The 26,587-nt window shown below is 64.2% G+C and carries 27 protein-coding genes; 8 read left to right on the forward strand and 19 right to left on the reverse strand.

The genetic code is table 11. The features are described from left to right. Positions 1-294: 294 nt before the first annotated feature. The 4 genes from ABIB95_RS37355 to ABIB95_RS37370 form a co-directional block, all read right to left on the reverse strand. A complete protein-coding gene (locus ABIB95_RS37355; RefSeq protein WP_354247249.1) occupies positions 295-1,650 on the reverse strand; it encodes an esterase-like activity of phytase family protein in 1,356 nt (451 codons plus the stop codon). Between the two features lie 80 nt (positions 1,651-1,730). Further along, entirely contained in the window at positions 1,731-2,189 is a 459-nt protein-coding gene (locus ABIB95_RS37360) for a DUF6130 family protein (protein ID WP_085398951.1), read from the reverse strand. Positions 2,190-2,208: 19 nt separating this feature from the next. Beyond that, on the reverse strand, positions 2,209-3,216 hold the full coding sequence (locus ABIB95_RS37365) for an alpha/beta fold hydrolase (RefSeq protein WP_354247253.1): 1,008 nt from the start codon (positions 3,214-3,216) through the stop codon (positions 2,209-2,211). A gap of 54 nt (positions 3,217-3,270) precedes the next feature. After that, on the reverse strand, positions 3,271-4,242 hold the full coding sequence (locus ABIB95_RS37370; RefSeq protein ID WP_135216983.1) for an MBL fold metallo-hydrolase: 972 nt from the start codon (positions 4,240-4,242) through the stop codon (positions 3,271-3,273). A 141-nt stretch (positions 4,243-4,383) separates the two neighbouring features. Here ABIB95_RS37370 and ABIB95_RS37375 point away from each other — a divergent pair, with 141 nt between their 5' ends. Beyond that, positions 4,384-5,277 carry a LysR family transcriptional regulator gene (locus ABIB95_RS37375; RefSeq protein ID WP_085398962.1) on the forward strand — a complete coding sequence of 298 codons (894 nt, stop codon included), beginning with the start codon at positions 4,384-4,386 and terminating at the stop codon, positions 5,275-5,277. A gap of 6 nt (positions 5,278-5,283) precedes the next feature. Here the strand turns inward: ABIB95_RS37375 and ABIB95_RS37380 are convergent, their stop codons facing one another. From ABIB95_RS37380 to ABIB95_RS37395, 4 genes are all read right to left on the reverse strand, one after another. After that, complete coding sequence (locus ABIB95_RS37380) at positions 5,284-6,180, reverse strand: carbohydrate ABC transporter permease (protein WP_028151054.1); 897 nt, start codon at positions 6,178-6,180, stop codon at positions 5,284-5,286. Next, entirely contained in the window at positions 6,173-7,129 is a 957-nt protein-coding gene (locus tag ABIB95_RS37385; RefSeq protein ID WP_071909793.1) for a carbohydrate ABC transporter permease, read from the reverse strand. The genes ABIB95_RS37380 and ABIB95_RS37385 overlap by 8 nt, the downstream gene beginning before the upstream one ends. Positions 7,130-7,298: 169 nt before the next feature. Continuing rightward, positions 7,299-8,642 (reverse strand): ABC transporter substrate-binding protein, encoded by a 1,344-nt coding sequence (locus ABIB95_RS37390; RefSeq protein WP_354247258.1) that lies wholly within the window; start codon positions 8,640-8,642, stop codon positions 7,299-7,301. A gap of 86 nt (positions 8,643-8,728) precedes the next feature. Continuing rightward, a complete protein-coding gene (locus ABIB95_RS37395; RefSeq protein ID WP_354247261.1) occupies positions 8,729-9,772 on the reverse strand; it encodes a C-terminal binding protein in 1,044 nt (347 codons plus the stop codon). Between the two features lie 261 nt (positions 9,773-10,033). Between ABIB95_RS37395 and ABIB95_RS37400 the strand changes: the two genes are divergently transcribed. Beyond that, complete coding sequence (locus ABIB95_RS37400) at positions 10,034-11,719, forward strand: methyl-accepting chemotaxis protein (protein ID WP_354247264.1); 1,686 nt, start codon at positions 10,034-10,036, stop codon at positions 11,717-11,719. A 214-nt stretch (positions 11,720-11,933) separates the two neighbouring features. On the opposite strand, the gene ABIB95_RS37405 is transcribed toward ABIB95_RS37400, so the two are convergent. Together ABIB95_RS37405 and ABIB95_RS37410 are read right to left on the reverse strand one after the other, a co-directional pair. Then, on the reverse strand, positions 11,934-12,911 hold the full coding sequence (locus ABIB95_RS37405; protein WP_354247267.1) for a Bug family tripartite tricarboxylate transporter substrate binding protein: 978 nt from the start codon (positions 12,909-12,911) through the stop codon (positions 11,934-11,936). Positions 12,912-13,001: 90 nt separating this feature from the next. Further along, on the reverse strand, positions 13,002-13,937 hold the full coding sequence (locus ABIB95_RS37410; protein ID WP_354247270.1) for a DMT family transporter: 936 nt from the start codon (positions 13,935-13,937) through the stop codon (positions 13,002-13,004). A 105-nt stretch (positions 13,938-14,042) separates the two neighbouring features. Between ABIB95_RS37410 and ABIB95_RS37415 the strand changes: the two genes are divergently transcribed. Continuing rightward, positions 14,043-14,447 (forward strand): DUF1330 domain-containing protein, encoded by a 405-nt coding sequence (locus ABIB95_RS37415; RefSeq protein WP_231143475.1) that lies wholly within the window; start codon positions 14,043-14,045, stop codon positions 14,445-14,447. A 100-nt stretch (positions 14,448-14,547) separates the two neighbouring features. On the opposite strand, the gene ABIB95_RS37420 is transcribed toward ABIB95_RS37415, so the two are convergent. After that, on the reverse strand, positions 14,548-15,480 hold the full coding sequence (locus tag ABIB95_RS37420) for a DMT family transporter (RefSeq protein WP_354247273.1): 933 nt from the start codon (positions 15,478-15,480) through the stop codon (positions 14,548-14,550). A 366-nt stretch (positions 15,481-15,846) separates the two neighbouring features. Here ABIB95_RS37420 and ABIB95_RS37425 point away from each other — a divergent pair, with 366 nt between their 5' ends. Then, positions 15,847-17,139: an adenylosuccinate synthase gene (locus ABIB95_RS37425; protein WP_085398944.1), complete on the forward strand. Its 1,293-nt coding sequence runs from the start codon at positions 15,847-15,849 to the stop codon at positions 17,137-17,139. 36 nt (positions 17,140-17,175) lie between these two features. Then, complete coding sequence (locus ABIB95_RS37430; protein WP_354247276.1) at positions 17,176-18,804, forward strand: hypothetical protein; 1,629 nt, start codon at positions 17,176-17,178, stop codon at positions 18,802-18,804. A gap of 129 nt (positions 18,805-18,933) precedes the next feature. Here ABIB95_RS37430 and ABIB95_RS37435 read toward each other — a convergent pair whose 3' ends face one another. The 3 genes from ABIB95_RS37435 to ABIB95_RS37445 form a co-directional block, all read right to left on the reverse strand. Then, a complete protein-coding gene (locus tag ABIB95_RS37435) occupies positions 18,934-19,200 on the reverse strand; it encodes a hypothetical protein (protein WP_028151045.1) in 267 nt (88 codons plus the stop codon). A 256-nt stretch (positions 19,201-19,456) separates the two neighbouring features. Further along, complete coding sequence (locus tag ABIB95_RS37440) at positions 19,457-19,687, reverse strand: hypothetical protein (RefSeq protein WP_071909802.1); 231 nt, start codon at positions 19,685-19,687, stop codon at positions 19,457-19,459. Positions 19,688-19,724: 37 nt separating this feature from the next. After that, positions 19,725-19,970, reverse strand: a complete 246-nt coding sequence (locus tag ABIB95_RS37445; protein ID WP_071909803.1) for a cysteine rich repeat-containing protein — start codon at positions 19,968-19,970, stop codon at positions 19,725-19,727. Positions 19,971-20,119: 149 nt separating this feature from the next. Here ABIB95_RS37445 and ABIB95_RS37450 point away from each other — a divergent pair, with 149 nt between their 5' ends. Together ABIB95_RS37450 and ABIB95_RS37455 are read left to right on the forward strand one after the other, a co-directional pair. Next, positions 20,120-20,539, forward strand: coding sequence for a DUF5413 family protein (locus ABIB95_RS37450; RefSeq protein ID WP_354247280.1), 420 nt, complete (start codon positions 20,120-20,122; stop codon positions 20,537-20,539). A gap of 67 nt (positions 20,540-20,606) precedes the next feature. Next, positions 20,607-21,149 carry a DUF4112 domain-containing protein gene (locus ABIB95_RS37455; RefSeq protein ID WP_354247283.1) on the forward strand — a complete coding sequence of 181 codons (543 nt, stop codon included), beginning with the start codon at positions 20,607-20,609 and terminating at the stop codon, positions 21,147-21,149. A gap of 126 nt (positions 21,150-21,275) precedes the next feature. On the opposite strand, the gene ABIB95_RS37460 is transcribed toward ABIB95_RS37455, so the two are convergent. From ABIB95_RS37460 to msrA, 4 genes are all read right to left on the reverse strand, one after another. Beyond that, positions 21,276-21,569 carry a hypothetical protein gene (locus ABIB95_RS37460; protein ID WP_063981175.1) on the reverse strand — a complete coding sequence of 98 codons (294 nt, stop codon included), beginning with the start codon at positions 21,567-21,569 and terminating at the stop codon, positions 21,276-21,278. A 214-nt stretch (positions 21,570-21,783) separates the two neighbouring features. Beyond that, positions 21,784-21,948 carry a DUF3309 family protein gene (locus tag ABIB95_RS37465; protein ID WP_014492503.1) on the reverse strand — a complete coding sequence of 55 codons (165 nt, stop codon included), beginning with the start codon at positions 21,946-21,948 and terminating at the stop codon, positions 21,784-21,786. 107 nt (positions 21,949-22,055) lie between these two features. After that, complete coding sequence (gene msrB / locus ABIB95_RS37470) at positions 22,056-22,475, reverse strand: peptide-methionine (R)-S-oxide reductase MsrB (RefSeq protein ID WP_085398941.1); 420 nt, start codon at positions 22,473-22,475, stop codon at positions 22,056-22,058. A gap of 45 nt (positions 22,476-22,520) precedes the next feature. Then, complete coding sequence (gene msrA, locus ABIB95_RS37475) at positions 22,521-23,225, reverse strand: peptide-methionine (S)-S-oxide reductase MsrA (protein WP_166344335.1); 705 nt, start codon at positions 23,223-23,225, stop codon at positions 22,521-22,523. A gap of 244 nt (positions 23,226-23,469) precedes the next feature. Here msrA and ABIB95_RS37480 point away from each other — a divergent pair, with 244 nt between their 5' ends. Continuing rightward, entirely contained in the window at positions 23,470-25,155 is a 1,686-nt protein-coding gene (locus tag ABIB95_RS37480) for a caspase family protein (protein ID WP_354247288.1), read from the forward strand. Positions 25,156-25,395: 240 nt separating this feature from the next. Here the strand turns inward: ABIB95_RS37480 and ABIB95_RS37485 are convergent, their stop codons facing one another. Further along, positions 25,396-26,511: an ATP-dependent DNA helicase gene (locus ABIB95_RS37485; RefSeq protein ID WP_063981179.1), complete on the reverse strand. Its 1,116-nt coding sequence runs from the start codon at positions 26,509-26,511 to the stop codon at positions 25,396-25,398. Between the last annotated feature and the right edge of the window lie 76 nt (positions 26,512-26,587).

Raw genomic sequence — 26,587 nt, forward strand, 5'->3', positions numbered from 1 at the left:
ACCCACGGCCTGCAACGACCTGGGGGTTTGCGGGCTCCCGTCCGTCACCGCAACGTCTACAATAGCAGACCTGCGGCGCTTCGACTTACAAGGGGCTGTCTCCGCGCACTCATCGAGAGTGCGGGAATGGAGTTCTATCCTCGTCATTGCGAGCGCAGCGAAGCAATCCAGACTGCCTCTGCGGAGAGACTCTGGATTGCTTCGCTGCGCTCGCAATGACGGAGGGTGAGGCGCCACTGTCGGTTCCTTCCCTCTCCCCGTAAGAACGGGGAGAGGGAAGGAGAGAGCGTCGGCTTACTTCGCCTTCAGGAAATCCGCGACTTCGAGCAGCATGAACTCGTCGTCGTCGGCCTTGTTGGGATCGCGGCTGGACGAGAACGGCAGGTTGTTGTCGTTGCCGACGATGATGTGGGTCTCGTCGACGCGATCGACGTTCTCGATGGTGAAGAACGGGAAGGTGTAGACGCCGTCATTGAGGGCTTTGCGGGCCTTCTTGTCGGGGTCCTGGATCTTCATCAGGTCGATATAGCCGATCTTGCGCACGGGCTTGCCGACATTGGCGTCGGTCAGCTCGATCTTGTAGACGCGCTTGAACTTGGCGGCGTCAGGGAAGCAGTTTTCGCCGCGGGTGCCTTGCGGGCAGGCCTTGTCGGCGGTGCCTTCACCGTTGTCGCGCTCGATGATGAGGCCGGAGGCCTGATCGATCATGTTGAAGTCGCCGATGGCGTTGCCGTTCTGCTCGAACACATATTGCCAGTAGCGGCCGGTGAATTTTTCGGCAGCGACGTCGAATTCGAGGATGCGGGAGGCTTCCTTGCCGTCGACCTTCTCCCAGTCCTTCTTGTCGGCGTCCCACAGCGGCCCCTCGAGCAGGCCGTAGAGGAACTTGCCGTCCTTGGACGACGCAAAGCCCTCATAGCCCTTGGAGCGGCGGAGGTTGACGTTGGTATAGGTCGCGCCCGGCGCGCCCGGCGTCGCCACGGCCCAGTTGTCCGGCGAGCGCACCGGCTTGCCGTCGGCAACCGTCTCGAACACGCCGAGGATCTTGCCGGTCTTGTCGGCCTTCAGGATATAGGGGCCGAACTCGTCGCCGATCCAGAAGGTGTCGCCGATGATCTGGAAGCCCTCGGTGTCGAAGTCGGAGCCGGTCAGGTAACGCTTCTGGGTGTCCTCATGCACGATGCGGAACGGCACCTTCTTGTCGGGATCGTGCAGGAAGATGGTTTCCTGGCGCTCGATCTTACCGCTGGCCCAATCCATCTTGTAGCGGTTCAGGTACAGCATCGAATCCGGCGAGTTGGCGCGCGCGCCCATGCCGTTGTCGGTGATGACCCAGTAGCTGCCGTCGGGCATGTGCTTGATGCCGGAGTGGCCCTGCAACGGCTGGCCCTTGAACGGCAGCGACACGCCGGTCGCACGCTCATAGGACTTGCCCATCACGGTGCCGAGCGCGTCGACGCGCTTGCCGGTGGTGTACTTGCCCGAGGTCTTGAGATCGGCAGGCGCGTCGGCCGGCGCGTCGATGAAGGTCGCGGCCGGCATCACCACGTGGCCGGCGAGCTTCGCCGGGAATTCACCCTCGTTCTGTGCAAGCGCGGTGCTCGCGGTGAGAATGATCGTTGCGACGGAGGCAAGAAAAGTCGCGCGCATGTGCGTCTCCTGTTAGCGGACGACGCCTTATGCGGATCGCATGTTGCAGTTTTGTGAAACCGGGCGAAACGCCGCAGCAGCTATTGTTTCGGCGGTGCCGGAGAGCGCGCCGGAATCTCGAAGCTGATGGTCTTGCTGTCGATCACGCGGTGCGTGGGATCGGCCAACTCGAACAGTACCTTGTGCGGGCCCGGAGGCAGTCCGACCACGATCACGGTCTCGCCACTGGCATCGACAAAATGCCAGGGCGCATCATCGACCGTGATGTGGACGTGACCGATGCGCGGCGACACGTCGAGCGCGCCCTTGCCGAACACCGGCACGATCCGGAGATTTTCCGTGGTGTACTGGATGAAGACGAGGCCCTGCGCCAGTTGTTCGGCCAGCGGTGGATCGACTATCAGGCGGGCGGGCGCCTGCTTGTCGATGGCAACTAGCGGAGAGGGCCCGCGCACGTCGCGGGCGCTTTGGGCGACGGCGGCTGCCGCAAACATTGTGGAGACCGCCAGAGCGGCCACGACGTGGAGGGCCGCGTTCATGTTCGTTCCTTCCAGGTTATCAGGCGATCTTGCGGGCGAGGAAGTCGCGGATCAGCGGAACCATCTCGTCGAACCTGTCCTCAAGCGCGAAATGACCGGTGTTGATCAGGTGAAACTCCACTTGCGGCAGGTCGCGCTTGTAGGGATGGGCGCCGTCGGCCGGGAAGATGAAATCGTTCTTGCCCCAGACGATCAGCGTCGGCGGCTTGTGCTTGCGGAAGTAGGCTTGCACCGCGGGATACAGCGGCAGATTGGTCCGGTAATCGTAGAACAGGTCCATCTGGATGTCGCTGTTGCCGGGCCGGTCGAGCAGCGCCTGATCTTGTACCCAATTGTCGGGTGAAATCCGACTTACGTCCGACATGCCGTCGGTGTACTGGAATTTCGTCGTTTCCAGCGTCACCAGCTTCATCAATGCCTGTCGACTGGTATCGGACCCGTCGGCCCAGTATTGCTTGATCGGATTCCAGAACTCCTTCAGCCCTTCGTCATAGGCGTTGCCGTTCTGCACGATCAGGCCGCTGACGCGCTCGGGATGCTTGAGCGCCAGCCGCCAGCCGACCGGGGCGCCGTAATCCATGACGTACATCGCATAGCGGGTGACCCCGAGCTGGCCGAGCAGGCCGTCAACGAGTTCGCCGAAGCGATCGAAGGTGTATTTGAACGACGTGCGCGGCGGCATGTCGCTCTGGCCGTAGCCGGGGTAGTCGGGAGCGATCACGTGATAGCGGTCCGCCAGAGCCGGGATCAGGTTGCGAAACATGTGCGAGGAGGTCGGAAAACCGTGCAGCAGCAGCACCACCGGTGCATCCTTGGGCCCCGCTTCGCGGTAGAAGATCTTGATCCCGTCGACGGATTTGGTTCGATGGTAGACGACCGGATAAGAACCGGTGGCGCCGCGGCCGTCACGCTGCGGTTTCGCCGATGCATCCGGCGAAGTGGTGGCAACGGCGATTCCGGACAATCCAAGGACCAGGCAACGACGATCGATACGGGTTTGTGGCGGCGTGACCTCTGCACTTTTCATGTCGATCTCCCTGTCCAGAATCGGTGGCTTTGCGGACGTCAGTCGTCCGCGGCTTCAAACGCCCTGGTAGACCAGCCGGGTGAAGAAGCCGGGGTCGATCACGAACTGCCCCCATATCGCATCGAAGGCCGCGGTCGGTTTGGCGGCCACGGCTTCGTCCCGCGTTCGTCCCTGGCTCTTGAGACGGGCGACGTTGTCGCGGATCGTCACCAACATGTCGCGAAACGCCTGGAGTTCGGCTCTGTTGCCAACCGGCTTGCCATGACCGGAGATCACGATCGTATCCTGTCCGGTCGCCGCGAGATTGGCTTCGGAAGCCGCGATCATCCCGTTGATGCTGCCGCCGGTCGAGTAGTCGATGAACGGATAGATGCCGTTCCAGAAGGTATCGCCGACATGAACGACGTTGGCTTCTGCAAAGGTGACGGAGATGTCGCTGTCGGTATGCGCGGGCCCGTAATATTTCAGGCCGATCGAGGTTCCGTTGAGTCTGAGCTCATGGGTGCTGGAAAATACGTCGCTGGGGATGCCGCCTGGTCCCAGCGGAAGGAAATTGTAGTCCCAGTCCTCTACGCGCTGAACTTCGAGGAGGTACTTTCGCGTGTTCTCCTGCGCGATGATCCTGGCGCCAGCGGAATGTAGCCATTCATTGCCATCGGCGTGATCGAAATGCCAGTGGGTGTTGACGAGATGGGTGACGGGATCGGCGCCGAGATCGGCCATCGCTTTGGTGAGCTGGGGACGCGAGACGCGGATGCCGGCATCGACTAAAACCTTGCCGTCGGGACCGGTCAGGACCGCGACATTTCCGCCGGAGCCTTCGAGCACGGCTATGTTGCCTCGGAGTTTGTGCGTGGTGATCGGCGATGTCGCCGCACTGTCCTTGATCAGGCTGACAAGGCCTCGCGCTTCAGCGTAGGCCTGCCGCGGCGAAAGCCACCCGTTAGTAGCGGCAATCGTCGCGCCGCTCAGGCAGCAGAGACAGAAATTGCGGCGCGACAGCAGGGCTCTGGTCTCTAACTCCATAGCGTCCTCGATTGACGGCCGGGCGACGGCATTCAAAACGCACGGCGGCTTTGCGCATATCCACCGCGTAGCCGATTGTCGCTGTGGGGAGCAGACGGTATGCTTGAGAAGCACCTTCTCAAGATATGGAAAGCGTATCCGATGGACCGGTTGGAGGCAATGTCGGTGATCGTCGCGGTCACTGAGACAGGAAGCTTTTCAGCCGCCTCGCGGCGCCTCAACACGCCGGTCGCGACAGTCAGCCGCACGGTCGCGGAGCTGGAGGCGCGGTTGAAGGCCCAACTATTTCAGCGATCCTCGCGCCAGATGAAGCTGACCGATGTCGGACGATCCTACATCGAAGCCTGCAAGCGCATTATCGGGCAGGTAGACGACGCGGAGCGCGAGGTCTCCGGCGAGTACAGGATTCCGAAAGGAGATCTCGCGGTCACGTCGCCCTGGGGGCTCGGACACATGCACCTGTTGCCGATCGCGCTCGAATTCATGGATGCCTTTCCAGACATCGCGCTACGGCTCGTCCTGACCGACCGCATTGTCAACACGGCCGAGGAGAATATCGACATTTCGGTTCGCATCGGCAACCTCCCGGACAGCAACCTGATCGCGACCCGAGTCGGCTCGGTCCGGTTCGTGCTCTGTGCGAGTCCCGGTTATGTTGCCAAGCACGGCCAACCGAAGGTGCCTGCCGATCTGGCTGCTCATGACTGTATCAGTATCGACAGCCTCGCGGCTCAGCGGAACTGGAAGTTCGTCATCGACGGCCGCGAAGTAGCGGTGCCGATCCGGTCGAGATTGACTTTGAGCGACTCCGAGGCTGCGGTCGAAGCCGCGATCGCGGGTGCCGGCATCACTCGCGTCATGTCGTACAAGATGGAAGCCGCACGGCGCGCCGGAAAGCTCGTTTTGATGCTGGAGCCATTCGAACAGGCGCCATGGCCGGTGCATATCGTCTACGCGGAGCGCAAACCCGAGCCACTCAAGCTCCGATCTTTTCTCGACTGGGCCACGCCGCGCCTTAAGGAGCGGCTTGCTTAGCTCGTGTTACTCCTTCACCGCGCCGGTCAGCGAGGACACGTAGTAATCCACGAACAGCGAATAGAAGATCGCAACCGGCAGCGAGCCGAGCAGTGATCCCGCCATCAGCGCGCCCCACTGGTAGACGTCGCCGGTGACGAGCTCGGTCAGGATCGCGACCGGCACGGTCTTGTTGGCGCCGCTCTGGATGAAGGCGAGCGCGTAGATGAACTCGTTCCAGGACAGCGTGAAGGAGAAGATGCCGGCCGAGATCAGCCCGGGCACCGCCAGCGGCAGCGTGATCCGGCGGAGGATCTGGAGCCGCGTCGCGCCGTCGACCAGCGCGCATTCCTCGAGCTCGTAGGGAATCGACTTGAAATAGCCGATCAGGAGCCAGGTGCAGAACGGCACCAGGAAGGTCGGATAGACCAGGATCAGCGCCATCGGTGAGTCGAACAGGCCGAACTGCACCACGACGGTGGCGAGCGGAATGAACAGGATCGACGGCGGCACCAGATAGGCGAGATAAATGCCGAGGCCGACATAGGGACTGCCGCGGAAGCGCAGCCGCTCGATGGCGTAGGCGGCGAGCGTGCTCGCGATCAGCGACAGCGTGGTCGACCCGATCGCAACGATCATCGTTGTCCACAGCCAGCGCGGATAGGCGGTGTCGAACAGCAGGTGCTTGACGTGCGCCAGCGTCGGCGAGGTGATCCAGAACGGGTTGTGATCCTTAAAATTCATCAGCTCTGCGTTCGGCTTGAACGACGTGATCGCCATCCAGTAGAACGGAAACAGCAGGATCAGCACGAAGCAGCCGAGTGGCAGGTAGATCATCATCAGCCGCCGCAGCCCGGAATCCCAGGCCATGGTGTCGGGCGGTGTGTTGGCGACGGCGGCCGGCTGCGCGACAGTATCAGTCATTGGCCTCTCCCTGCTGCCATTTGCGGCGCGCCAGGCCGAAATATGAGAACAGCGTCGCGAACACCAGGAACGGGATCATCGATACCGCGATCGCGGCGCCTTCGCCGAGCTCGCCGCCGGCAATGCCGCGCTGGAACGCGAGCGTCGCCAGCAGATGGGTCGAGTTCACCGGACCGCCGCGGGTGATGGCGTAGACGAGCTGGAAGTCGGTGAAGGTGAAGATGATCGAGAAGGTCATGACGATGGCGAGGATCGGCATCATCATCGGGAAGGTGATGTAGCGGAAGCGCTGCCAGGCGCTGGCGCCGTCGAGCATCGCGGCCTCGTAGAGCGAGGGCGAAATGGTCTGCAGGCCCGCGAGCAGCGAGATCGCGACGAAGGGAATGCCGCGCCAGATATTCGCCGCGATTAGCGAGAAGCGCGCCGGCCAGGGCGCGCCGAGGAAGTCGATGTTGGTGGTGCGCCAATGCAGCACGTCGACCAGCAAATAGGAGATGATCGAGAATTGCGGATCGTAGATCCACCAGAACGCGAGCGCCGAGAGCACCGTCGGCACGATCCAGGGCAGCAGCACGATGGCGCGGAGCAGGCTCTTGAACGGAAAATGGTTGTTGAGCAGCAGCGCGAGCCAGAAGCCGAGCGCGAACTTTCCGAAGGTCGCGACCGCCGTATAGAACACGCTGTAGAACACCGCGCCCCACCAGAGGGGATCGGTGAGCAGATACTGGAAATTCTCAAGGCCCACGAAGACGCCACGTCGGCCGATCGTGGTGTCGGTGAAGGCGAGCCAGATGCCGAGACCGAGCGGATAGGTCAGAAACACGGCGAGGAGCCCGATCGCGGGCGCCAGGCACATCACGATCAGGAACGGCTTGTAGTCGAACAACCGCACCAGCCAGGATTGCTGCCGGTGCGCCAGTACGGGGGAGGAGAGGGTGGTCACGGACATCGGGTCGTTGTCCTGTTCTAGGCTGTTACCACACCGCCATTGCGAGCGAAGCGACTTGTCCGCCGTAGCTTTGGCGAAGGCGGAAGCAATCCAGTCTGTCTCCGCAGTTGCAGTCTGGATTGCTTCGTCGCGTCGCTCCTCGCAATGACGGCCGCGTTGTCGTCGGCCGCTACCTCTGTCTGCGGAAGTACCGCTTGCAGCGCTGTTCCGCTTCCGCAGCCGCGGCTTCGGGCGTCGCCGCACCGGTCGCGACCGAGGCGAACATCTGCACCGTCACATAGTCCGCGCGAACAGCACCGGTGGCGGTCGAAATCGGACCCTTGTAGCCGGCGTAATACGTGCTGTTCATGGTGTCCCTGAAGATCGCGACCTTGGGATCGCCCTTCCACACCGCCGCATCGGCGTAGGCCGCAAGCGGTTGCGACCAGTAACCGCTGTTGGCGTTGAGCCACGGCTCGTACTGGTCCTTCTCCAGCATGAACTGCAGGAAGGCCTTCGCCGCGTTCGGATACTGGCTGTGCTTGAACACCATGGCGTTCAGCGTCAGTCCCGACATCGGCGAGATCGGTGCAAGGCCCTTCGGCAGCAGCTGATGTTCGGAATCCTCGGCGATCGCCGCGGTCGCCGGATCGTTCTTCAGCGAGAAATACAGCGAGACGCCGTTCGCCGTCAGCCCGATTTCCTGCGAGGAATAGGCGCGATTGTTGCTGACGTCGTTCCAGGACGGCGTACCGGCGATGAAGGTCGGGTAGAGCTCCTTCACGAAATTCAGCGCCGCGATGGTCTCCTTGCTGTTGATGGTGACATTGCCTTCCTCATCCAGCAGCGAGGCATTGTGCGACCACATCATCCAGTCCGCAAAGCCGTTGCCGTCGCCGACGGCATTGCCCAGCGCAAAGCCAGCGGGCTTGCCGGCCTTCTGCAGCTTCTTGCAGAGGTCCAGGAGCCCGGCATGATCGTCCGGCGCCTTGTCGAACCCGACGGATTTGAGGATGGATTTGCGATAGATCAGGGGACCGGCGGTGGCCCCGAACGGGAGCCCGATCCAGGTATCGCTCTTGGCCTTCTTGCCGTAGGCCTTCGCAAGGTTCTGCCAGCCGCCATACTTCTTGCCGAGATAGTCGGCGACGTCGGTCAGCTCGATCAGCTTGTCGACATAGATGTGCGGCGCGTCGGAGAAGCCGATGATGATGTCGGGGCCGGCGCCGGAATTTGAGGTCACCGCGGTCTGCTGGTTGATGTCCTCCCAGCCGACGAAATCGACCTTGACCTCGACCCCGGTCTCCTTGGTGAATTTAGCCGCGTTGGCGCGGAATACGTCTTCGTCGGCCTGGACGAAGCGCACCGGCCGCAGCATGCGCAGGGTTGCACCCTTCTCGATCGGCAGTTTCGGTGCGGGGACGTCCGCGGCCTTGATCGTGGATTGGGCGTGCGCTGCAACACCGGTTGCCGCGAGCGCCGTAGCGGATAGGCCCAGCACCAAGGCATCACGACGGGTGATGTCGTTCCTCATCAGTTCCTCCCTATGATGTCTCCCTTCCCGGCGTTGATCGCCGGTGAAGGGCCGTTCCGATTCCCGGCGCGCTTGGCGCCGGCCGCCTAGCTGTTCGGTCCGCGATCCATGCTGACGGGCTGCCAGCGGCGGAGCGCGGTGTTCTGCAGCACCGACGGATTGACGCAGCTTACCGGCCACATGCCCTGAAGCACCAGTGACAATTCGTAGCCCACGCGGCGCTTGCGCGCCTCGTCGAACCGTGCCGAGGCCGAGGCGACATGGGCGGTCAGCGTCACGTTCTCCATGCTGAGGATGGGATTGTTGTGCGACGGCGGCTCCTTCTCCAGCACGTCGAGGGCGGCGTGGGCGATCCAGCCCTCCTGGAGCGCCTTGATCAGGCTTTCCTCGTCAACGGTGGCGCCGCGGCCGGTATTGATGAAGACCGAGCCCTTCTTCATCTGCCGAAAATGTTTCTCGGTGAGCATGTGATGCACCTCGGGCCGGGCGGGAGCGTGCATCGACACGAAGTCGGATTGCGACAGCACCTCGTTCAGCGTCGCCGGGATCACGCCGTGGTCGTACATCAGCGTTTCCTGGATGAAGGGATCGTAGGCCATCATGCGCAGGCCGAACGGGGCGGCGCGCTTCGCAACTGCACGCGCGACGCGGCCGAACGAGACGAAGCCGAGCGTCTGGCCCATCAGCCGCGGGATCTTCAACAGCGCTGGCCGGCCCTCGGCCCAGCGCCCATCGCGCACCATCCTGTCCTGCTCGACCAGGCGGCGGAAGCCGGCGAGCAGCAGCATCATGGCGTGGTCGGCGACCTCCTCGATGAAGGTGTCGGGGATGTTGGTGACGGGAATGCCGCGGGCGGTCGCGGCCTTCACGTCGACGCTGTCGACGCCGACAGAGCCGAGCGTGATGACCTTGCAGCTCTCCAGCGCGTCGATGATGGTCTTGGAGATCGGGATGCCCTTGGCATAGATGGCATCGGCGTTTTTCGCGGCGGCGATGAATTCGGCCTCATTGGCCGGCGCCTCGATGATCTCGGCATCGATCGGATCGAGCGCCTCACGCTCATAGGAATAGTCGCTGCCTGCGACCGTGAAGCTCGCGCCTTTCGGCGTCACCACCCTGTATTTCGGCATTTCCTGCTCCCGATTTGGTCTGTCGGTTCTTGTTGTGACCCGCACCTTGTGGGCGGGCCTTTGCGTCTTTTACGCGAAATCGGAGCGGTCGCGTACAATCGTCGGTTGCCGCTGCGGCGATTTATTCGACTGTTTCGGCCTTCCGTCCGGGCTTCTACGGAGCCGTCCGTAACAGGTTGATAAGAGGTCGCCCACTAAAAGTTGATTCAAATTTTTCGATTCCCTTGCGCGCCCGTATCCCATTATTGCCGGAGCTGTCCCGTGAAGTTGAGCAATCTGAAGATCGCCCCCAAGCTCGGTATCCTTGTCGGCGTCACCCTGTTCGGCCTTTGCCTCTCCGGTGTTCTCGCCGGCTATCTGATGAAGCGCGAGATGGTGAATGCGCGCATCGACCAGGCCAAGTCGATCGTCGACCTGGGTCGCAACTACGCCGCGGCGCTGAAGAAACGCGTCGATGCCGGCGAGCTGACCAAGGATGCGGCGTTGGCCGACCTTCGCCGCTACGGCAACGCGATGACCTACGACAACGGCTCGGGCTATCTGTTCGGCACGTCCTATGACGGCATCACCCAGCTCGCGCCCGATCCGAAGCAGATCGGTAGCAACCGCATGGATGTCGTGACCAACGGCCGCAAGCTCTCCGTCGAGCTGATGGACGGCGTCAAGGCCAACGGCTCGATCCTGCTCTATTATGATTACGTGAAGCCCGGCCAGGAGACGCCGATCAGCAAGATCGGTTACGCCGTCGCGGTGCCCGGTTTCGACATGTATCTCGGCACCGGCGCCTATCTCAGCGACATCGACGCCAAGATGGGCCCGGTCTACTGGCTGCTAGGTCTTGCCATGCTCGGCATCGTCATCGTCGCCGGCGGCGTTGCCTGGCTGATCAGCCGCGGCATCAGCCGCCCGCTGGAGCTGCTCGGCGCCCGCATGAAGGATCTCGCCGACGGCAAGCTCGAGGATGAGATTCCCGGGGTTGGTCGCGGCGACGAGGTCGGCGCGATGGCCTCGACCGTCCAGATCTTCAAGGACAACGCGGTCCGCATCCGCGGCCTCGAGAAGACCGAGGCCGATGCCAAAGAGCGTGCCGCGGCGGAACGTCGCAGCGCGATGGAGGGCATCGCCAGCGATTTCGAACGCAGCGTCAACGGCATCGTCCGCTCGGTCTCCTCGGCCGCCGCCGGCATGCAGAGCACGGCGCAGTCGATGACCGCGACGGCCAGCGACGCCTCGTCGCGTGCGGCGACGGTCGGCGCCGCCTCGCAAAAAGCCTCCGGCAATGTCGGCACGGTTGCCGCAGCCGCCGAAGAATTGTCGAGCTCGGTTGCGGAAATCTCCCGCCAGGTCACGCGCTCGACCGAAGTCGCGAGCCGGGCCGTCAGCGATGCCGAGCGCACCAACGCCACCGTACAGGTGCTCTCGACCGGCGCCGAGAAGATCGGCGAGGTCGTCAAGCTGATCCACTCGATCGCGGCGCAGACCAACCTGCTCGCGCTCAACGCCACCATCGAAGCGGCGCGCGCCGGCGAGTCCGGCCGCGGCTTCGCGGTCGTGGCCTCCGAGGTCAAGGCGCTGGCGAACCAGACCGCGAAGGCAACCGAGGAAATCTCCGCCCAGGTCGCGGCGATGCAGACCTCGACCAGCGACGCGGTCACGGCGATCTCCGGCATCACCCAGACCATCGCCGAAATGAGCGAGATCACCGCCGGCATTTCCGCCTCGATCGAGCAGCAGGGCGAAGCGACCCGCGAGATCGCCCGCAACATCCAGTCGGTTGCGGCCGGCTCGAACGAGATCAACGCCAATATCGGCAGCGTCACCTCGGCCGCGGAGGCGACCGGCACCGCGGCCACCGACGTGCTCACCAACGCCCGCGAGCTGGACAGCCAGTCCGGCGCGCTGCGCAGCGCCGTCGACGGCTTCCTCGCCAAGGTCCGCGCGGCGTAAGTTCTTGCGCTGAACTCGTAGGGTGGGCAAAGACGCGCAAGCGTCGTGCCCACCTTTTTTCTTTTTCAACTTTTCGGCTGTCATGCCCCGCGAAGGCGGGGCATCCAGTACGCCGCGGCCCATCGGGTCAATCACCAACGTCTCGGAATACTGGATCGCCCGCCCCAGTGCGCAATTGCGCACAAGGCGGGCGATGACACCTTCCTAGACCCCCCTACTGCTTCTCGATCTTCGCGTTCGTGATCAGCTTCTCCCACAGCACCAGCTGCTCGTTCACGAACGTGCCGAGCTGCTCCGGCGTGCCGGAGAAGGCGTCCATGCCGAGCGTAGCGAGCTGGGCCTTGATCTCGGGCTTCTCGACGATCTTCCTGATCTCGGCGTTGAGTCTGGTCACGATCTCCTTGGGCATGCCGGCGGGGCCGAAATAGCCCTGCCACGACGAGATGTCGAAATCCGGCACGCCGGCCTCCTGCATCGAGGGCAGGTTCGGCACCAGCGGCGAGCGGTCCTTGGTGGTGACGGCGAGCGCGCGCAGCGCGTTGCCGTTGACGTGGGGCAGGCCGGTCAGGATATCGACGAACATCATCGAGACTCGGCCGCCCATGACGTCGTTGAGCGCCGGCGGCGAGCTCTTGTAGGGCACGTGCAGGAGATCGAGCCCGGCATTGTGCGCAAAGGTCGCACCCGACACGATCGCCGAGGACGAGCCCGACGCGTAGCTCAGCTTGCCCGGATTGGCCTTGCCGTAGGCGACGAGCTCGCCGACGGTCTTGGCCGGCACCTCCGGGTGAATCACCAGCATGAAGGGCAGGTCGCCGGTGCGCGCGATCGGGGTGAAGTCCTTGACAGGGTCGTAGGTCAGGCTCTTGAGCAGGTAGGGATTGGCCGAATGCGTGGTGTTGGTCGTCACCAGCAGCGTGTAGCCGTCGGGGGCGGCGCGCGCCACAAAGGTCGCGGCGATCATGCCGTTGGCGCCGGCCTTGTTCTCGATCACGATGCCGACGCCGAGCGCCTGCGACAAATGCTGCGAGATCAGCCGCGTCGTGGTGTCGGTGCCGCTGCCGGCCGCGAACGGCAGCACCAGCGTGATGTTGCGGCTCGGATAATTGTCGGCCTGCGCGGCGGATGCGGCGGCGAGACAAAGTGCGGCTGCGCCGGCCGTGCGCAGAGCGCGGATCAGTGATGACAGCATGTCTGGACGTTCCCTCTTTTTCGTTGGCGGGGAACCTAGCTTCTCTTCGCAAAAATCGGAAGACGGGAGTTTGCCGCCCACCTCGCGGAATTACTTCACCGCAGAACCCTGGCGAGAGGCGAACACGACGCCGGCGAGCACGAGCGCATAGCCGATCAGATGAAACGGCTGGAGCTTTTCGCCGAGCAGCAGGATCGCCATCGCCGAGCCGAACACTGGGACCAGGTGGAAGAACGGCGCGGCGCGGTTCGGGCCGATCAGCGCCACGCCGCGGTTGAAGAAGAGATAGGCCAGCGTCGAGGGAAAGATCAGGATGTAACCCAGCGTCGCCAGCGTCACCCCGTCGAGTTGCAGGACACGGCCGCTGAGGGCTTCCCAGATCGCGGCGGGCAGCAGCATCGTCGCGCCACAGAAGGTGGTGAAGGAGAGAAACGAGAGCTGGTGGATCTTCGGCCGGCGCGGGATGAAGGCGGAGTAGAGCCCGAACGCCACCAGCGAAGAGGCGAACATGATGTCACCCCTGTTGAAGCTGATGCTCGCGAGCGCGGCGAGATCGCCGCGCAGGATGATGATCAGCACGCCGAGAAGCGAGATCGCGATGCCGGCGAGCTGCGCACCCGTCAGCCGTACGCCGAACAGCGCCAGCGACCACAGCGCCACGAACAGCGGTCCGGCCGACTGGATCAGCAGCGCGTTCAGCGCCTCGGTGTATTGCATCGCCCAGTACGAGATCGCGTTGTTGAAGGCAAAGCCGACCAGCGACAGGAACAGCATCAGCGGCAGGCTCTTGCGCAAATTCGGCCAGTCGCGCTTCAGATGCGGCCACGCGAACGGCAACAGGATCAGGAACACGCCGAACCAGCGGATCGTGGTCACCGTCAGCGGCGGCACATGCGCGCCGACATGGCGCGCGAGCACGATGTTGCCGGCCCAGAACAGCGAGCTCATGCTGAGCAGCAGGTAAGGCTGGTTGTTGAGCCAACTGGCCGGATTCGAGGCCTTTGGCGCGGGCGAAGCGATCGTCATTGGCGTTGGATGCGACCTTGCGCTGGATTCTTGTTGTGACACAAGTCTCGCGGCCGCAAGGCTACAATGCAGGCATGGCTTGAGGAGGTGTCATTGGCGGTTAATATGTTGAACATCGAGGGCCTGGAGCGGCTCGATGCAAATGCGCCGGTGGTGATGCTGAACCTGATGCGCTTCCACGCGCACTCGCGCGATGGCGACGGTTCGGGCTGGGACGCATATCTTCGTTACAGCGCGATCACGGTGCCCATGATCAGGGCACGCGGCGGCACGCTGCTGTGGACCGGCGAAGCGAAGGCGGTCGCGCTTGGCCCGCACGATGGCAACGACTGGGATTTCGTCGCGCTGGTCTATTACCCAACGGTTGCAGCTTTCATCGACATGATGACGTCGGAGGCTTACGAGACGCAGGCCGATCCGCATCGCGTCAACGGCTGCGCCGAGCACGTGATCATCGCGACGAACGAAGCGTACAGCAAGTTCAGGATGAGTTCACACCGAGATTCGTAGGGTGGGCAAAGGCGCGCGCTTCGCGCGCCGTGCCCACCATCCTTCCCGTTTCAACTGGCATGGTGGGCACGCTTCGCTTTGCCCACCCTACGATGTTGAGTTAAGTCGCCTGCTTCCGTGACGCCACGAATACGCCGGCCAGCACCAGCGCAAAGCCGATGAAGTGGAACGCCTGCGGGTGTTCGCCGAGGAAGGCCATCGCCATGATCGAGCCGAACACCGGCACGACGTGGAAGAACGGCGCGGCGCGGTTGGCGCCGATCAGGCGCACGCCGCGATTGAAGCAGAGATAGGCGAGCGTCGACGGGAACACCGCGACATAGAACAGCGTCAGCAGGTTCGGCCCGTCGAGCTTCATCACCGGACGCGCGGACAGCTCCCAGATCTCGAGCGGAATCAGGCAGGCGGCGCCGGCGCCGAATGTGAACGCGAGGAACGACAGGCCGTGCATCGGCGGCCGCTTCAGGGTCAGCACCGAATACAGCGCGAAGATGATCAGCGCGACGATGAAGATGAGGTCGCCCTTGTTGAACGCGATGTTCGACAGCGTGGTGAAATCGCCATGCAGCAGGATCGTCAGCACGCCGCACATCGAGAGAGCCACGCCGAACGCCTGTGCCGCGGTGAGGCGGACGCCGAGGATCGCCAGCGACCACAGTGCCACGACCAGCGGCGCGGCCGACTGCAGCAGCAGCGTGTTGAGCGCCTGGGTATGTTCCAGCGCCCAATATTGCAGCGTGTTGAAGGCGCCGATGCCGGTGATCGACAGCACGATCATCAGGCCGAGCCTGCTGCGGATCGCGGGCCAGTCCTGGGCGAGATGTTTCCAGGCGAACGGCAGCACCAGCAGGAAGGCGAAGGTCCAGCGCAGGAACGACAGCGTCACCGGCGGGATGTGGCCGGCGGCGAGCCGCCCGACAATGGCGTTGCCGGCCCAGCACAGCGCGGTGATGCTGAGGAGCAGATAAGGCTGGTTGGCGATCCAGCTGTGACTGGATGATTCGGAGCCCGTGGTCTGGCCGGTGGCGGACATTGTGGTTGTTATGGCCCCCGCGTGGAGTACGCCGAGGCACCGGCCCGGCAAGCTCGGGCCGGCTGATAGCCCGGCATGCCCAAAGACACGGAAATCGAAGTGGCATCAACGGGGGGCGGACGCATCGCGACCATGCAGCGGCGGATCAGCCTCGCGCTTTGGCCGAAGCTTACGAAATGGCCATGGAAGGCTTCTGGATTTTACGGGGATATCAAAGGGTTAAAGTGCGTCTTGAGCCCCGAAAAAGCCCCGTTCTTGCTTGCCTAGAGAGGCTGCTTCCTTTATCCGGTTGGCTGCCTCGCGTGCGAACGGCTCCGGCCGTCAGCTGGGCTGGCGCATCTAAAATCTTCAGAGGATTACCCGCGAATGGCCAACGTTGTCGTCGTCGGAGCCCAGTGGGGCGACGAAGGGAAGGGCAAGATCGTCGACTGGTTGTCGGAGCAGGCGGACATCGTCGTCCGCTTCCAGGGCGGTCATAACGCCGGCCACACGCTGGTCATCAACGGCAAGACCTACAAGCTCGCGCTGCTGCCCTCGGGCGTGCTGCGCGACCAGAAGTTGTCGGTGATCGGCAACGGCGTGGTGTTCGATCCGCAAGCCTTCCTCGACGAGGTCACCAAGCTGCGCTCGCAGGGCGTCGCGATCTCGCCGGACAATCTGCGCGTCGCCGAGAACGTCACCCTGATCCTGCCGCTGCACCGTGAGCTCGACGCGCACCGCGAATCCGCCAATGCGGCAACCGCGATCGGCACCACCCGCCGCGGCATCGGACCGGCCTATGAAGACAAGGTCGGCCGCCGTGCCATCCGCCTGATGGATCTCGCCGATCTCGACACGCTCCCGCACAAGATTGACCGGCTGCTGGCGCATCACAATGCGCTGCGCCGCGGCCTCAACCTGCCGGAGTTCGACGGCAAGGTGATCCTGAAGGAATTGACCGCGCTGGCGCCGGAGCTGCTGCCTTATGCCGAGACGGTGTGGCGGTTGCTCGACATCAAGCGGCGCGAAGGCAAGCGCATGCTGTTCGAGGGCGCGCAAGGCGCGCTGCTCGACGTCGACCACGGCACCTATCCCTACGTCACCTCGTCCAACACGGTGGCGGCGCAGGCCGCGACCGGCTCGGGCCTCGGCCCCGGTGCGGTCGGCTATGTGCTCGGCCTGTGCAAGGCCTATACGACCCGCGTCGGCCAGGGCCCGTTCCCGACCGAGCAGGACAACGAGACCGGCCGCAAGATCGGCGAGCGTGGCCGCGAGTTCGGCACCAACACCGGCCGTCCGCGCCGCTGCGGCTGGTTCGACGCCGTGCTGGTCCGCCAGGCGGTCCGGACCTGCGGCATCAACGGCCTGGCGCTGACCAAGCTCGACATCCTCGACGGCTTCGACACGATCGAGGTCTGCACCGGCTACAAGCTCGACGGCAAGGAGATCGACCACTTCCCGGCCGGCGAGGGCGCCCAGGCCCGGGTCGAGCCGATCTACGAGACCATCGAGGGCTGGAAGGAGCCGACCGCCAACGCCCGCTCCTGGGCGGACCTGCCGGCCCAGGCCATCAAATATGTCCGCCGGATCGAGGAATTGGTGGGGTGCCCGGTCGCACTGCTTTCCACCAGCCCCGAACGCGAGGATACTATTCTGGTGCAAAATCCGTTTGAGGCTTAACGATATCTTACCGGGACGTGCGCTAGTTGAGTTGAAATGGCTGATTACTATCCGCTGATCGCCCGCGCTATTTCCGCCCTGGACCCCAACGCTCCCGGCGAAAGCCGTCGCGCGCTCTATGAGCGCGCGCGCACGGCCCTGATCGCGCAGCTCCGCAGCGTGCAGCCGCCGCTCTCCGAATCCGAGATCACCCGCGAACGGCTGTCGCTGGAAGAGGCCGTCCGCAAGGTCGAATCGGAGGCCGCCCAGCGCGCCCGGGAGGCCTCGCGCCCCGGTGGCCCCAGTGGCGGCGCCCGCAGCAGCGGCAGCGGAGACGCCTTCCGCCGGGCCAGCACCCGCGCCGCCGAAGGCAACCCGCCGCCGTCTCAGCCGACCGCTCCACGCACCCGTCCGGCTCCACCGCCGCCGCGTGCCGACCGCCCGTCCTTCAATGTCGATGACCAGGGCGACGCCCCTCGCGCGCCGCGGGCCCCGCGTTTCGACGCGCCGCGCCAGCCGGGTCCCCCGGCAGCGCCGCCGATGCCGGAGCCGCCGGCTGCTCCGCCGGCCGGACGTGATCGCCCGCCCGGGCGCCGTCCGCCCGACATCGGACCGCCACCGCCTCAGCCGCCGGCACCGGGCGTACGCGGTTTTCGCGACATCACGGCCGACGTGAACGATCTCGGCGGCGCTGCCGCGCAGGCCAACCGCGCCGCGCGTCGCACCTACGCCAATGTGCCCTCGCCCTCGCCGGAGTTCGACCGGCTGGAGCCGAGCCTGGAAAATCGCGCCGGCGAGCAGGACGCGCCCTATTCCTACGACGAGTCGATCGAGGAGGCCGAGCGCTACACGCCGCAGCCGCCATCGTCGCGTCCGCGCGTCGCGCCCGAGCGCGAAGCCAAGAAGCGCGCCCGCACCGGCTCCGCCTTCCCGTTCAAGAGCGCGATCGCCGTCGGCATCGTGCTGATCCTGGTCGGCGCCGGGATCCTCTGGGGCAAGCCCCTGATCCAGACCGTGAGCGGCCTGTTCAAGTCCTCGCCGACCCAGGTGGTGGAGGCGCCGAAGGATCCGGCCCAGCCGCAGAGCAAGCCCAAGATTCCGGATCGCGTCGGCCAGCCTTCGGCCAGCGACCAGCCGGTCGCGCCGGTGGCGCAGAAGGTCGTGCTCTATGACGAGGATCCGTCCGACCCGAAGGGCAAGCAATATGTCGGCTCGGTGGTGTGGCGGCTCGAACCGATCAAGGCCTCGGGCAACCAGAAGGCCGACGTCGCCGTGCGCGCCGACATCGAGATCCCCGACCGCAAGTTCAAGATGACGATGTCGTTCCGCCGCAACACCGACTCGTCGCTGCCGGCGAGCCACACCGCGGAATTGACCTTCATCCTGCCGCCGGACTTTCCGGGCGGCAGCATCTCCAACGTGCCGGGCATCCTGATGAAGTCGAACGAGCAGGCGCGCGGCACGCCGCTCGCGGGTCTCGCGGTCAAGGTCACCGACGGCTTCTTCCTGGTCGGCCTCTCCAATGTCGACGCCGACCGCGCCCGTAACGTCCAGCTCCTGAAAGAGCGCTCATGGTTCGACGTGCCGCTGGTCTACGCCAACCAGCGCCGCGCCATCATCGCCATCGAGAAGGGCGCACCCGGCGAGCGCGCCTTCAACGATGCGTTCGCGCAGTGGGGCGATTAGGGCTCCTCTCTTCCTGTCGAGAGAGGTCGTCATGCCCGGGCTTGTCCCGGGCATCCACGGTCTTCGTGCCGCGGTCTAAGGCGGGGATGGCCGGGACAAGCCCGGCCATGACACTAAGGATGGCTGGCGCTATTGCGCCGCTGCCTCCCGCTTGCGCGCGGCGGCGTGCTCGCGGTCCATCACGGCGCGGCAGCCAGGGCTGACCTGCGCCTTCTTCTGCACCATGCAGGCCCTGACGCGCGAGATGTCGGGAATCTCACTGGAGCACAGCCGCATCGCATCACCTGTGCACATCTGCTGTGCTTCGGACGAGAAGGCGAGGCCGGGCGATGTCTGGAGTACGATGGCGGTGGTTGCGAAAGCGAAGAGCGAAACGATGGTCGTGTAGCGTGTCATGACGAATGCGTCCCCGAGTTCCGTGGGTTGGACCACTTGGTTTTGGGGCGCCGCACGCGGCTTGATCTGCCGCATGTCACAGCCTTCACGCCGGGAACTTTGGTCCCGCATGTGGTCGCTCGATCTCTCGTGGTGTTCGAATCGAAAAGTGCTGCGCCGCCCGATTCGAGTATGCGCGATTGTCACACGGCTGCAATGGTCCGCTCGAATGAATTCGCAGTTGTTGCGTGTCCGTCACGCAGCATGCGGCGCGAGATCAGATCAACCGATCGGACGACGCGTTCGCTTCTTCCGCATCGCTCGCGCCTGATGCTGCGGGGTGTTCCTCGACGGCCGTGACGCCTTTCGCAGTGAGCTCGAACAGATCGCCGTCCTTCATCACGTAGCCGTCGGCGATCAGCTCGCCGATCTTGCCGTGCCGGTCGTCGGCAAAGGCGACCGACTGGCTGATGTCCCGCAGGATCGAGAGCTGTTCCTCGCGCAACATGGCTTCACTCTCCGTGCGCCGGGGATCGTTCCCGGCCTTACATGCCGTGGCTCTGAAACACCTTGCTGCAGGACTTCGACAGCTTGGCCCGGTTGGCCTGCAGGCACGCCTGCACAGCGCCGTCATTGCCGAGGTCCTTCCGGCAGAACCGCGAGGCGTCACGCGAGCAGGCGTTCTGCTCCTGCGGCGTACCCATGTGGCCCTGCGCGAGAGCAGGCGTGATCGACATGCCGCTCAGGGCTGTCAGGGCGAGCGTCGCCATAAGGACGGATTTCCGGGACATCGACAAACTCCAATCTGACTGCAGGTATGAATTTCAGTCCTGTCTGAACTCGTCGCCTTGCCGCTTGTTCCCGTCAGGACGGGCCGGCGCCCCGCTATTCAAGGTTCCCGCGTCGCTGCTATAACTGCGGCGAAGGATGAGGATACTTGATGAAACGCTATCTGGTGTTTGCGCTGGTCGGTCCGTTCGTCGGCGGGTTCCTGCTGCTGCTGACGACGACCTATCAGTCCGGTTATTGGGCCCAGACCAATCTCGGCGAGGTCGGCAAGCTGTTCGCGGTGTTCTTCAAATCGCTGCAATACAGCTATCTGTTCGGCTTCCTGCCCTCGCTGATGATCGGTGCGGTCGACGACATCCTGATCCATGTCCGCCGGATCGGCCCGGCACTGCGGATGCTCCTGGTCGGCCTGTTCGCCTTCGTGCTGGCGTCGCTGACCTACAGCTCGCGCGGGCCGGATTCGGGCACGGTGCAATTCATCCTGTACGGCCTCGTCGGATTCGTGCCGGCGGTGCTTTCATCCTGGCTCGTGCATAGATATGTCGAGGAGCCGCAGCCGGCTGCGGCTTAGACCTGAACGCGCGACGTTCGGGCGAGGGGCGGCAACTTCCGCCACACCAGTGCGTTTTCCAAAGGCCATGACCATGTCCGATGACGACACTCTTGCTCCGCACAGACCCCGTTCCGGGTCCCGCGCGCGCGGGAGTTTTTCGGACACCGAAGCGCGCGGGCCGATCATCGACCAGGACGGCCATGAGATCCGTCCCGAAACACTGGAGCAGGGGTTTCGCGAGTTTCGCTTCGAGTTCGGCCAGGGAAACCCGTTCGGCAATCTGACGCGGGAGCAGCGGGTGGCGCGGATCGAGGCGATCGCAAGGCTGCTCGATGTCGCCTTCATCCTGCCCGGCACGAATATCCGCTATGGCATCGACGGCCTGATCGGGCTGATCCCGATCGTCGGCGACATCATCACCACCGCGATCTCGCTGTGGCTGGTGCGCGAGGCCCGCGCGCTGGGCGCGCCGTGGTATCTCACCGCGCGCATGCTCGGCAATGTCGCGGTCGACGGCGTGGTCGGCATGGTGCCGTTCGCGGGCGATGCCTTCGACGTCATGTTCCGCGCCAACATGCGCAACGTCCGCCTGCTCCGCCGCTGGCTCGACAAGCAGCCGCGGATTTAGCGTGGCGCTTCTTTCTTCGCCTCTCCCCGCTTGCGGGAAGAGAGAGAAGACAGAGCCTCCAAACGCAAAAAGCGCGACGGCCTTTCGGCCATCGCGCTTTCAGCGCACATCGGGCTTGGCGAAAACTTACGCCGCGTCGGCGTCGGTCTCGGGGGCCGGCGCCGGCCGGGGGCGGCGGGGCAGCGGGAAGGCTTCGCTCTCGTAGAGCGAGCGGATGCCGTTCTGGTCGAAGCGCGCTTCCTCGACCTGAAGATAGGCGCCGTTCAGCGAATCCGTCGGCAACTGCTCCATCGCGAACTGCACGGCTTCGGCCGCGGTGCCGAACCGGCGATAAGTGAAGCCTGCACGCTTCTTCTTGCGGATTGCGGCGGGGAAGAGCTCGGCAGAAGTGTTGAAGTTGAACGGACGCAGTGGACGCATGGTCAAAGACCTCGTGATCTTGTCTGGGGCTTTAAGCGCGTGGGGTTTTGAAAGGCAGGGGCCACCATCGAGTGGGCCCGCCGCACATGTCATTTTCGCCCTCTAATATAGGCTGTTTTGACAGAAATGCGACCCCCGCGATGGGAGATGATGAATCCGCGCATGGCAGCTCCGCGAGCGCCGTAAACCAAATAATTTCAATATGTTAGATGGTTTACAGTTTGCCAAGCAGCAGCAGCACGACCAGGACCACCAGCACGACGCCGCCGATCCCCATGCCGGAATGGCCCATGCCATAGCCGTAACCACCGAACCGGCCGGACATGCCGCCCAGCAGATAGATGATCACCAGGATGATCAGGATGGTCCCAAGCGTCATGGCATCCTCCCTGGCGGCTGCCGGATTGCGCGCATCGGCCGCACCGCCAGAAGAGAAAAGCACATCGCGCCGCCGGGTTCCATGACGGAACCGGGCGGCGCGCAATGTTATTTGGGCTCGAGCTTCAGCGCGGCCGAGTTGATGCAGTAGCGCAGGCCGGTCGGGCCGGGGCCGTCGGGGAAGACGTGGCCGAGATGGCCGCTGCACTTGGAGCACAGCACCTCGGTGCGGACCATGCCGTGGCTGGCATCGTGCTCCTCGTCGACATGGCTATCGACCGCGGGCTGGGTGAAGCTCGGCCACCCGCAGCCGGAATCGAACTTGGCATCGGACTCGAACAGCACATTGCCGCAGCCGGCGCAGACATAGGTGCCGGCGCGGTGGTCGTGCTCATATTCGCCGGAGAAGGGACGCTCGGTCGCCTTCTCGCGCAGCACCGCGTACTGCATCGGCGACAATTCGCTGCGCCACTGCTCTTCGCTCTTGATGACCTTGTCGTCGGTGGTTTTCGTCTTGGTGTCGGGCATGGGTCTCCCGTTTGTTTGGTGAACTTGTTTTCGGTGATCTTGCGATCAGTTGGTGGCCTTGCTGGCGCTCACCAGCGTCGGCTTTTCAATGTAGTTATCCGCGAACAGCTTTTTCAGGTTCTCGACCTTCGGAATGTCGTTGTAGGCGATGTAGGGCTGGTTCGGGTGCAGCGTCAGATAGTCCTGGTGATAGGCCTCCGCCGGGTAGAACGCTTCCAGCGCGCCGACCTTGGTCACGATCGGCTTGCTGAATACCTTGGCGCCGTTGAGCTGGGCGATATAGGCGTCCGCCACCTTCTTCTGCTCGTCGGAGGTGGTGAAGATCGCCGAGCGATATTGCGTGCCGGTGTCGGGGCCCTGCCGGTTGAGCTGGGTCGGGTCGTGCGCCACCGAGAAGTAGATCTGGAGGATCTTGCCGTAGGAGATCTTCTTCGGGTCGAACTTGATCTCGACCGACTCGGCATGGCCGGTCCGGCCGCTCGAGACCGTCTGGTAATCGGCCGTCGCCTTGGTGCCGCCGGCATAGCCGGAGACTGCATTGACGACGCCGGCGGTGTGCTGGAAGACGCCCTGGACGCCCCAGAAGCAGCCGCCCGCGATGACGGCGGTCTGGATCCCGGTTGCGGGCGACGCATCCACGGTGGGCGCGGGGATCACGACGGCATCCTCCGCGGCCCTGGACGGTACGGCGAAGGCCAGCGTCAGTGCGGTGGTGGCGGCGAGCAGCGAGGCGAGGGCGGTGCGGCGCATGGCGATCCTCTTCGGAAGGTCTGACAGTGTAGGGCGACCGGGGACGGGCGAACAGCCCGTTTGGCCGCGTTTTCGGACATCTGAGATACGGGCGCAGACGGCGATTGTTACGGGGAAACGGACACGAGTCTGTGAAAAATAGCCTCAGACGGCGCGGCTTGGCGAGGCCGGGAACTCCGGGCTAGATGAACGCGCGCGATCGCGCTCGACTCAATCATGTGGTGGCTGGAGCTGACCTGACAACATGCTGCGTGTCATTCCCCTGACCCTCGCCATCCTGATCTCAAATGCCGCCATCGCCGCGGCCGAGCCGCAAGCCGGCGAGGACCTCGCCACCTGTCGCGACCGCCAGGCGGAGGCCCAGGCCCGCGCGACGGCCTGCGACAATCTGTTGAAGGCCGATAAGCTCGGCGGCAAGGACAAGTCGCTCGCGCTCGTCGTGCGTGGCAATGCGCTGATCAACAAGCGCGACTATGACCGCGCCATCGAGGCGCTGTCGTCCGCCATCGATCTCGATCCGGACAATGTCGGCGCCATCAACCTGCGCGGGCTCTCCCATGAGCGCAAGGGCGAGGACGATCTCGCCATGGCCGACTACAATCTCGCCATCCTGAAGCGCGCGAATTTCGGCTATGCCTACAACAATCGCGGCACCATCCATCTGCGCCGCGGCGCGCTGCAAAGCGCGCTCGACGACTTCAACCTGTCGATCAAATACACGCCCACGTTCCTGCTCGGCTGGACCAATCGTGCCCGCATGCGCACGCTGAACAAGGATTTCGACGGCGCGATTGCCGACTTTGCGGCAGCCGAGAAGATCGACCCGGCCGCGCCGCAGATCGCCGGCAACCGCTGCATCACCTACGGCATGATGGGCAAGTACGACCAGGCTTTCGCCGACTGCGACGGCCTGATCCAGAAGCAGCCCAAAAATACCTTCGCGATCAACAATCGCGCCGAGGTCAACGTGATGAAGGGCGACCTCGACGCCGCGCTGAAGGACTACAACACGGTCATCCAGCTCAATCCGAACAGTGTGCGCGCCCATTCCGGCCGCGGCCAGATCTACGAGCGCAGGAAAGATCTCGCCCAGGCCCGCGCCGACTACCGCGCGGCGGCCTATTCGCTGACGAAGTTTGACGAGCCCGACGTCGCGCGGGCCCGCGCCATCGCGCAGGAGCGCTTGGCCGCACTGACGCCGCAGGCGCCGGCCGGGTCCACCGGGCGCCGCGTGGCGCTCGTGATCGGCAACGGCGCCTACAAGAACGTCCACGCCCTGCCCAATCCGCCGCGCGACGCGAAAATGATTGCAAACGTGCTGCGCGATGTCGGCTTCCAGACCGTGATCTCCGTCAACGACCTCTCCCGCGACAAGTTCTTCGAAGCGCTGCAGACGTTTGCCACCGAAGCGGAGAATGCGGATTGGGCGGTGGTCTATTACGCCGGCCACGGTTTCGAGATCGGCGGCGTCAACTATCTCGTCCCTGTTGACGCCAAGCTTGCCGCCGACAGGGACGCCGAGACCCAGGCGGTTGCGCTGGAGCAGGTGATCGCCGCGGTGGGCGCTGCGAGAAAAGTGCGTCTGGTGATGCTGGATGCCTGCCGCGACAATCCCTTTGCGCCGGCCATGCAGCGCACGCTGTCGCTCAAGCTGGTGGACAAGGGCTTTTCCAACATCGAGCCCGGCGCCGGCTTCATGGTGGTCTACGCCGCCAAGCACGGCGAGACCGCGCTGGACGGTGATGGCGGCGCCGACAGCCCCTTCGCCACCGCGCTCGCCCGCGAGATCAAGGTGCCGAAGGTCGAGATCCGGAAACTGTTCGACATCGTCCGCGATGACGTCTGGTCCGCCACCAAGCACGAGCAGCAGCCGTTTTCATACGGCTCGCCGCCGGGACGCGAGGATTTTTATTTCGTGGCGGGGAAGTGAGGTCTTGCAGAGACCGTAGCCCGGATGGAGCGCAGCGAAATCCGGGAATCGCGAGCGCGGACCCGAACCCCCGGATTACGCTTCGCTCCATCCGGGCTACAACAGTGCCGTAGGGTGGGCAAAGCGACTTGTCCGCCGTAGTTCGAAGAGCGAAGGCGGAAGCGTGCCCACCATTTCTATTGAATGTGTGGAGAGACGGTGGGCACGGCGCGTTGCGCCTTTGCCCACCCTACGGCAGCGTCAAACAACGATGCTCAACCGCTTCGCCGCCCGCGTAATCCCCGTGTACAGCCACCGCGCCCGGCTATCCTGAAACGCAAAGCTCTCGTCGAACAGCACGACGTCGTCCCATTGCGAGCCCTGCGATTTGTGCACGGTCAGCACATAGCCGTAGTCGAACTCGTCATACGGCTTGCGCTGCTCCCAGGCAATCGCCTCGACGCCGCCCTCGAAGCAATCGGCGCGCACCGAGACCTTTGTCACCTTGTGACCGAAGTCTTCATCCGGCGACAGCCGCATGCTGAGGATGCGCGATTTCGAGCGCGAGGTGTTGCGCGACTTCACGCGCCACAGGCCGCCGTTGAACAGGCCCTTCTTGCGGTTGTTGCGCAGGCACACCAGCTTGTCGCCGGCGACCGGGAAGACATCCTCGATGTTCTGGCGCTGGCGCACCCGCATGTTGTAGGCGCGGCGCGTGTTGTTGCGGCCGACCAGCACCTGGTCGGCGCCCATGACGCGGTCGGGGTCGAGCTCCTTGCGCGACACCACCTCGCTCTCGCCGTAACGGCCGATGTCGAGCTCGCGGCCCTCGCGCACATCCATCGACATCCGCACGATCGGGTCGTCCTGGGCCTGGCGATGCACTTCGGTCAGCATCGCGTCCGGCTCGGTGTTGGTGAAGAAGCCGCCGCCCTGGATCGGCGGCAGCTGCGCGGGGTCGCCGAGCACCAGCAGCGGGCAATCGAACGACATCAGGTCGCGGCCCAATTCGGCGTCGACCATCGAGCATTCGTCGATCACGATCAGCTTGGCCTTGGAGGCCGGCGCGTCGTCCCACAGCTCGAAGCTCGGCTGCTCCTCGCCGGATTCGCGGGCGCGGTAGATCAGCGAGTGGATGGTGGAGGCCTCGTCGCAACCCTTGTTGCGCATGACCAGCGCCGCCTTGCCGGTGAAGGCGGCGAACTTCACCTCGCCGTCGACGCCTTCGGCGATGTGCCGCGCCAGCGTGGTCTTGCCGGTGCCGGCAAAGCCAAACAGGCGGAACACCGGCGGCGTGCCGTTGCGGCCGGGTTTTGCCTTGAGCCAGTCGGCAACGGCTTTTAGCGCGGCATCCTGATGCGGGGTGAAAGTGGCCATGTCTGTCTTGAGGAAGGGCAGAATCGAGGCGATTCGCCATCCCTCGAAACTAACCATTCGGCCCAAGGGTTCAAGC

It is taken from the genome of Bradyrhizobium sp. LA2.1 (assembly GCF_040547725.1).
GTDB lineage: Bacteria > Pseudomonadota > Alphaproteobacteria > Rhizobiales > Xanthobacteraceae > Bradyrhizobium > Bradyrhizobium barranii.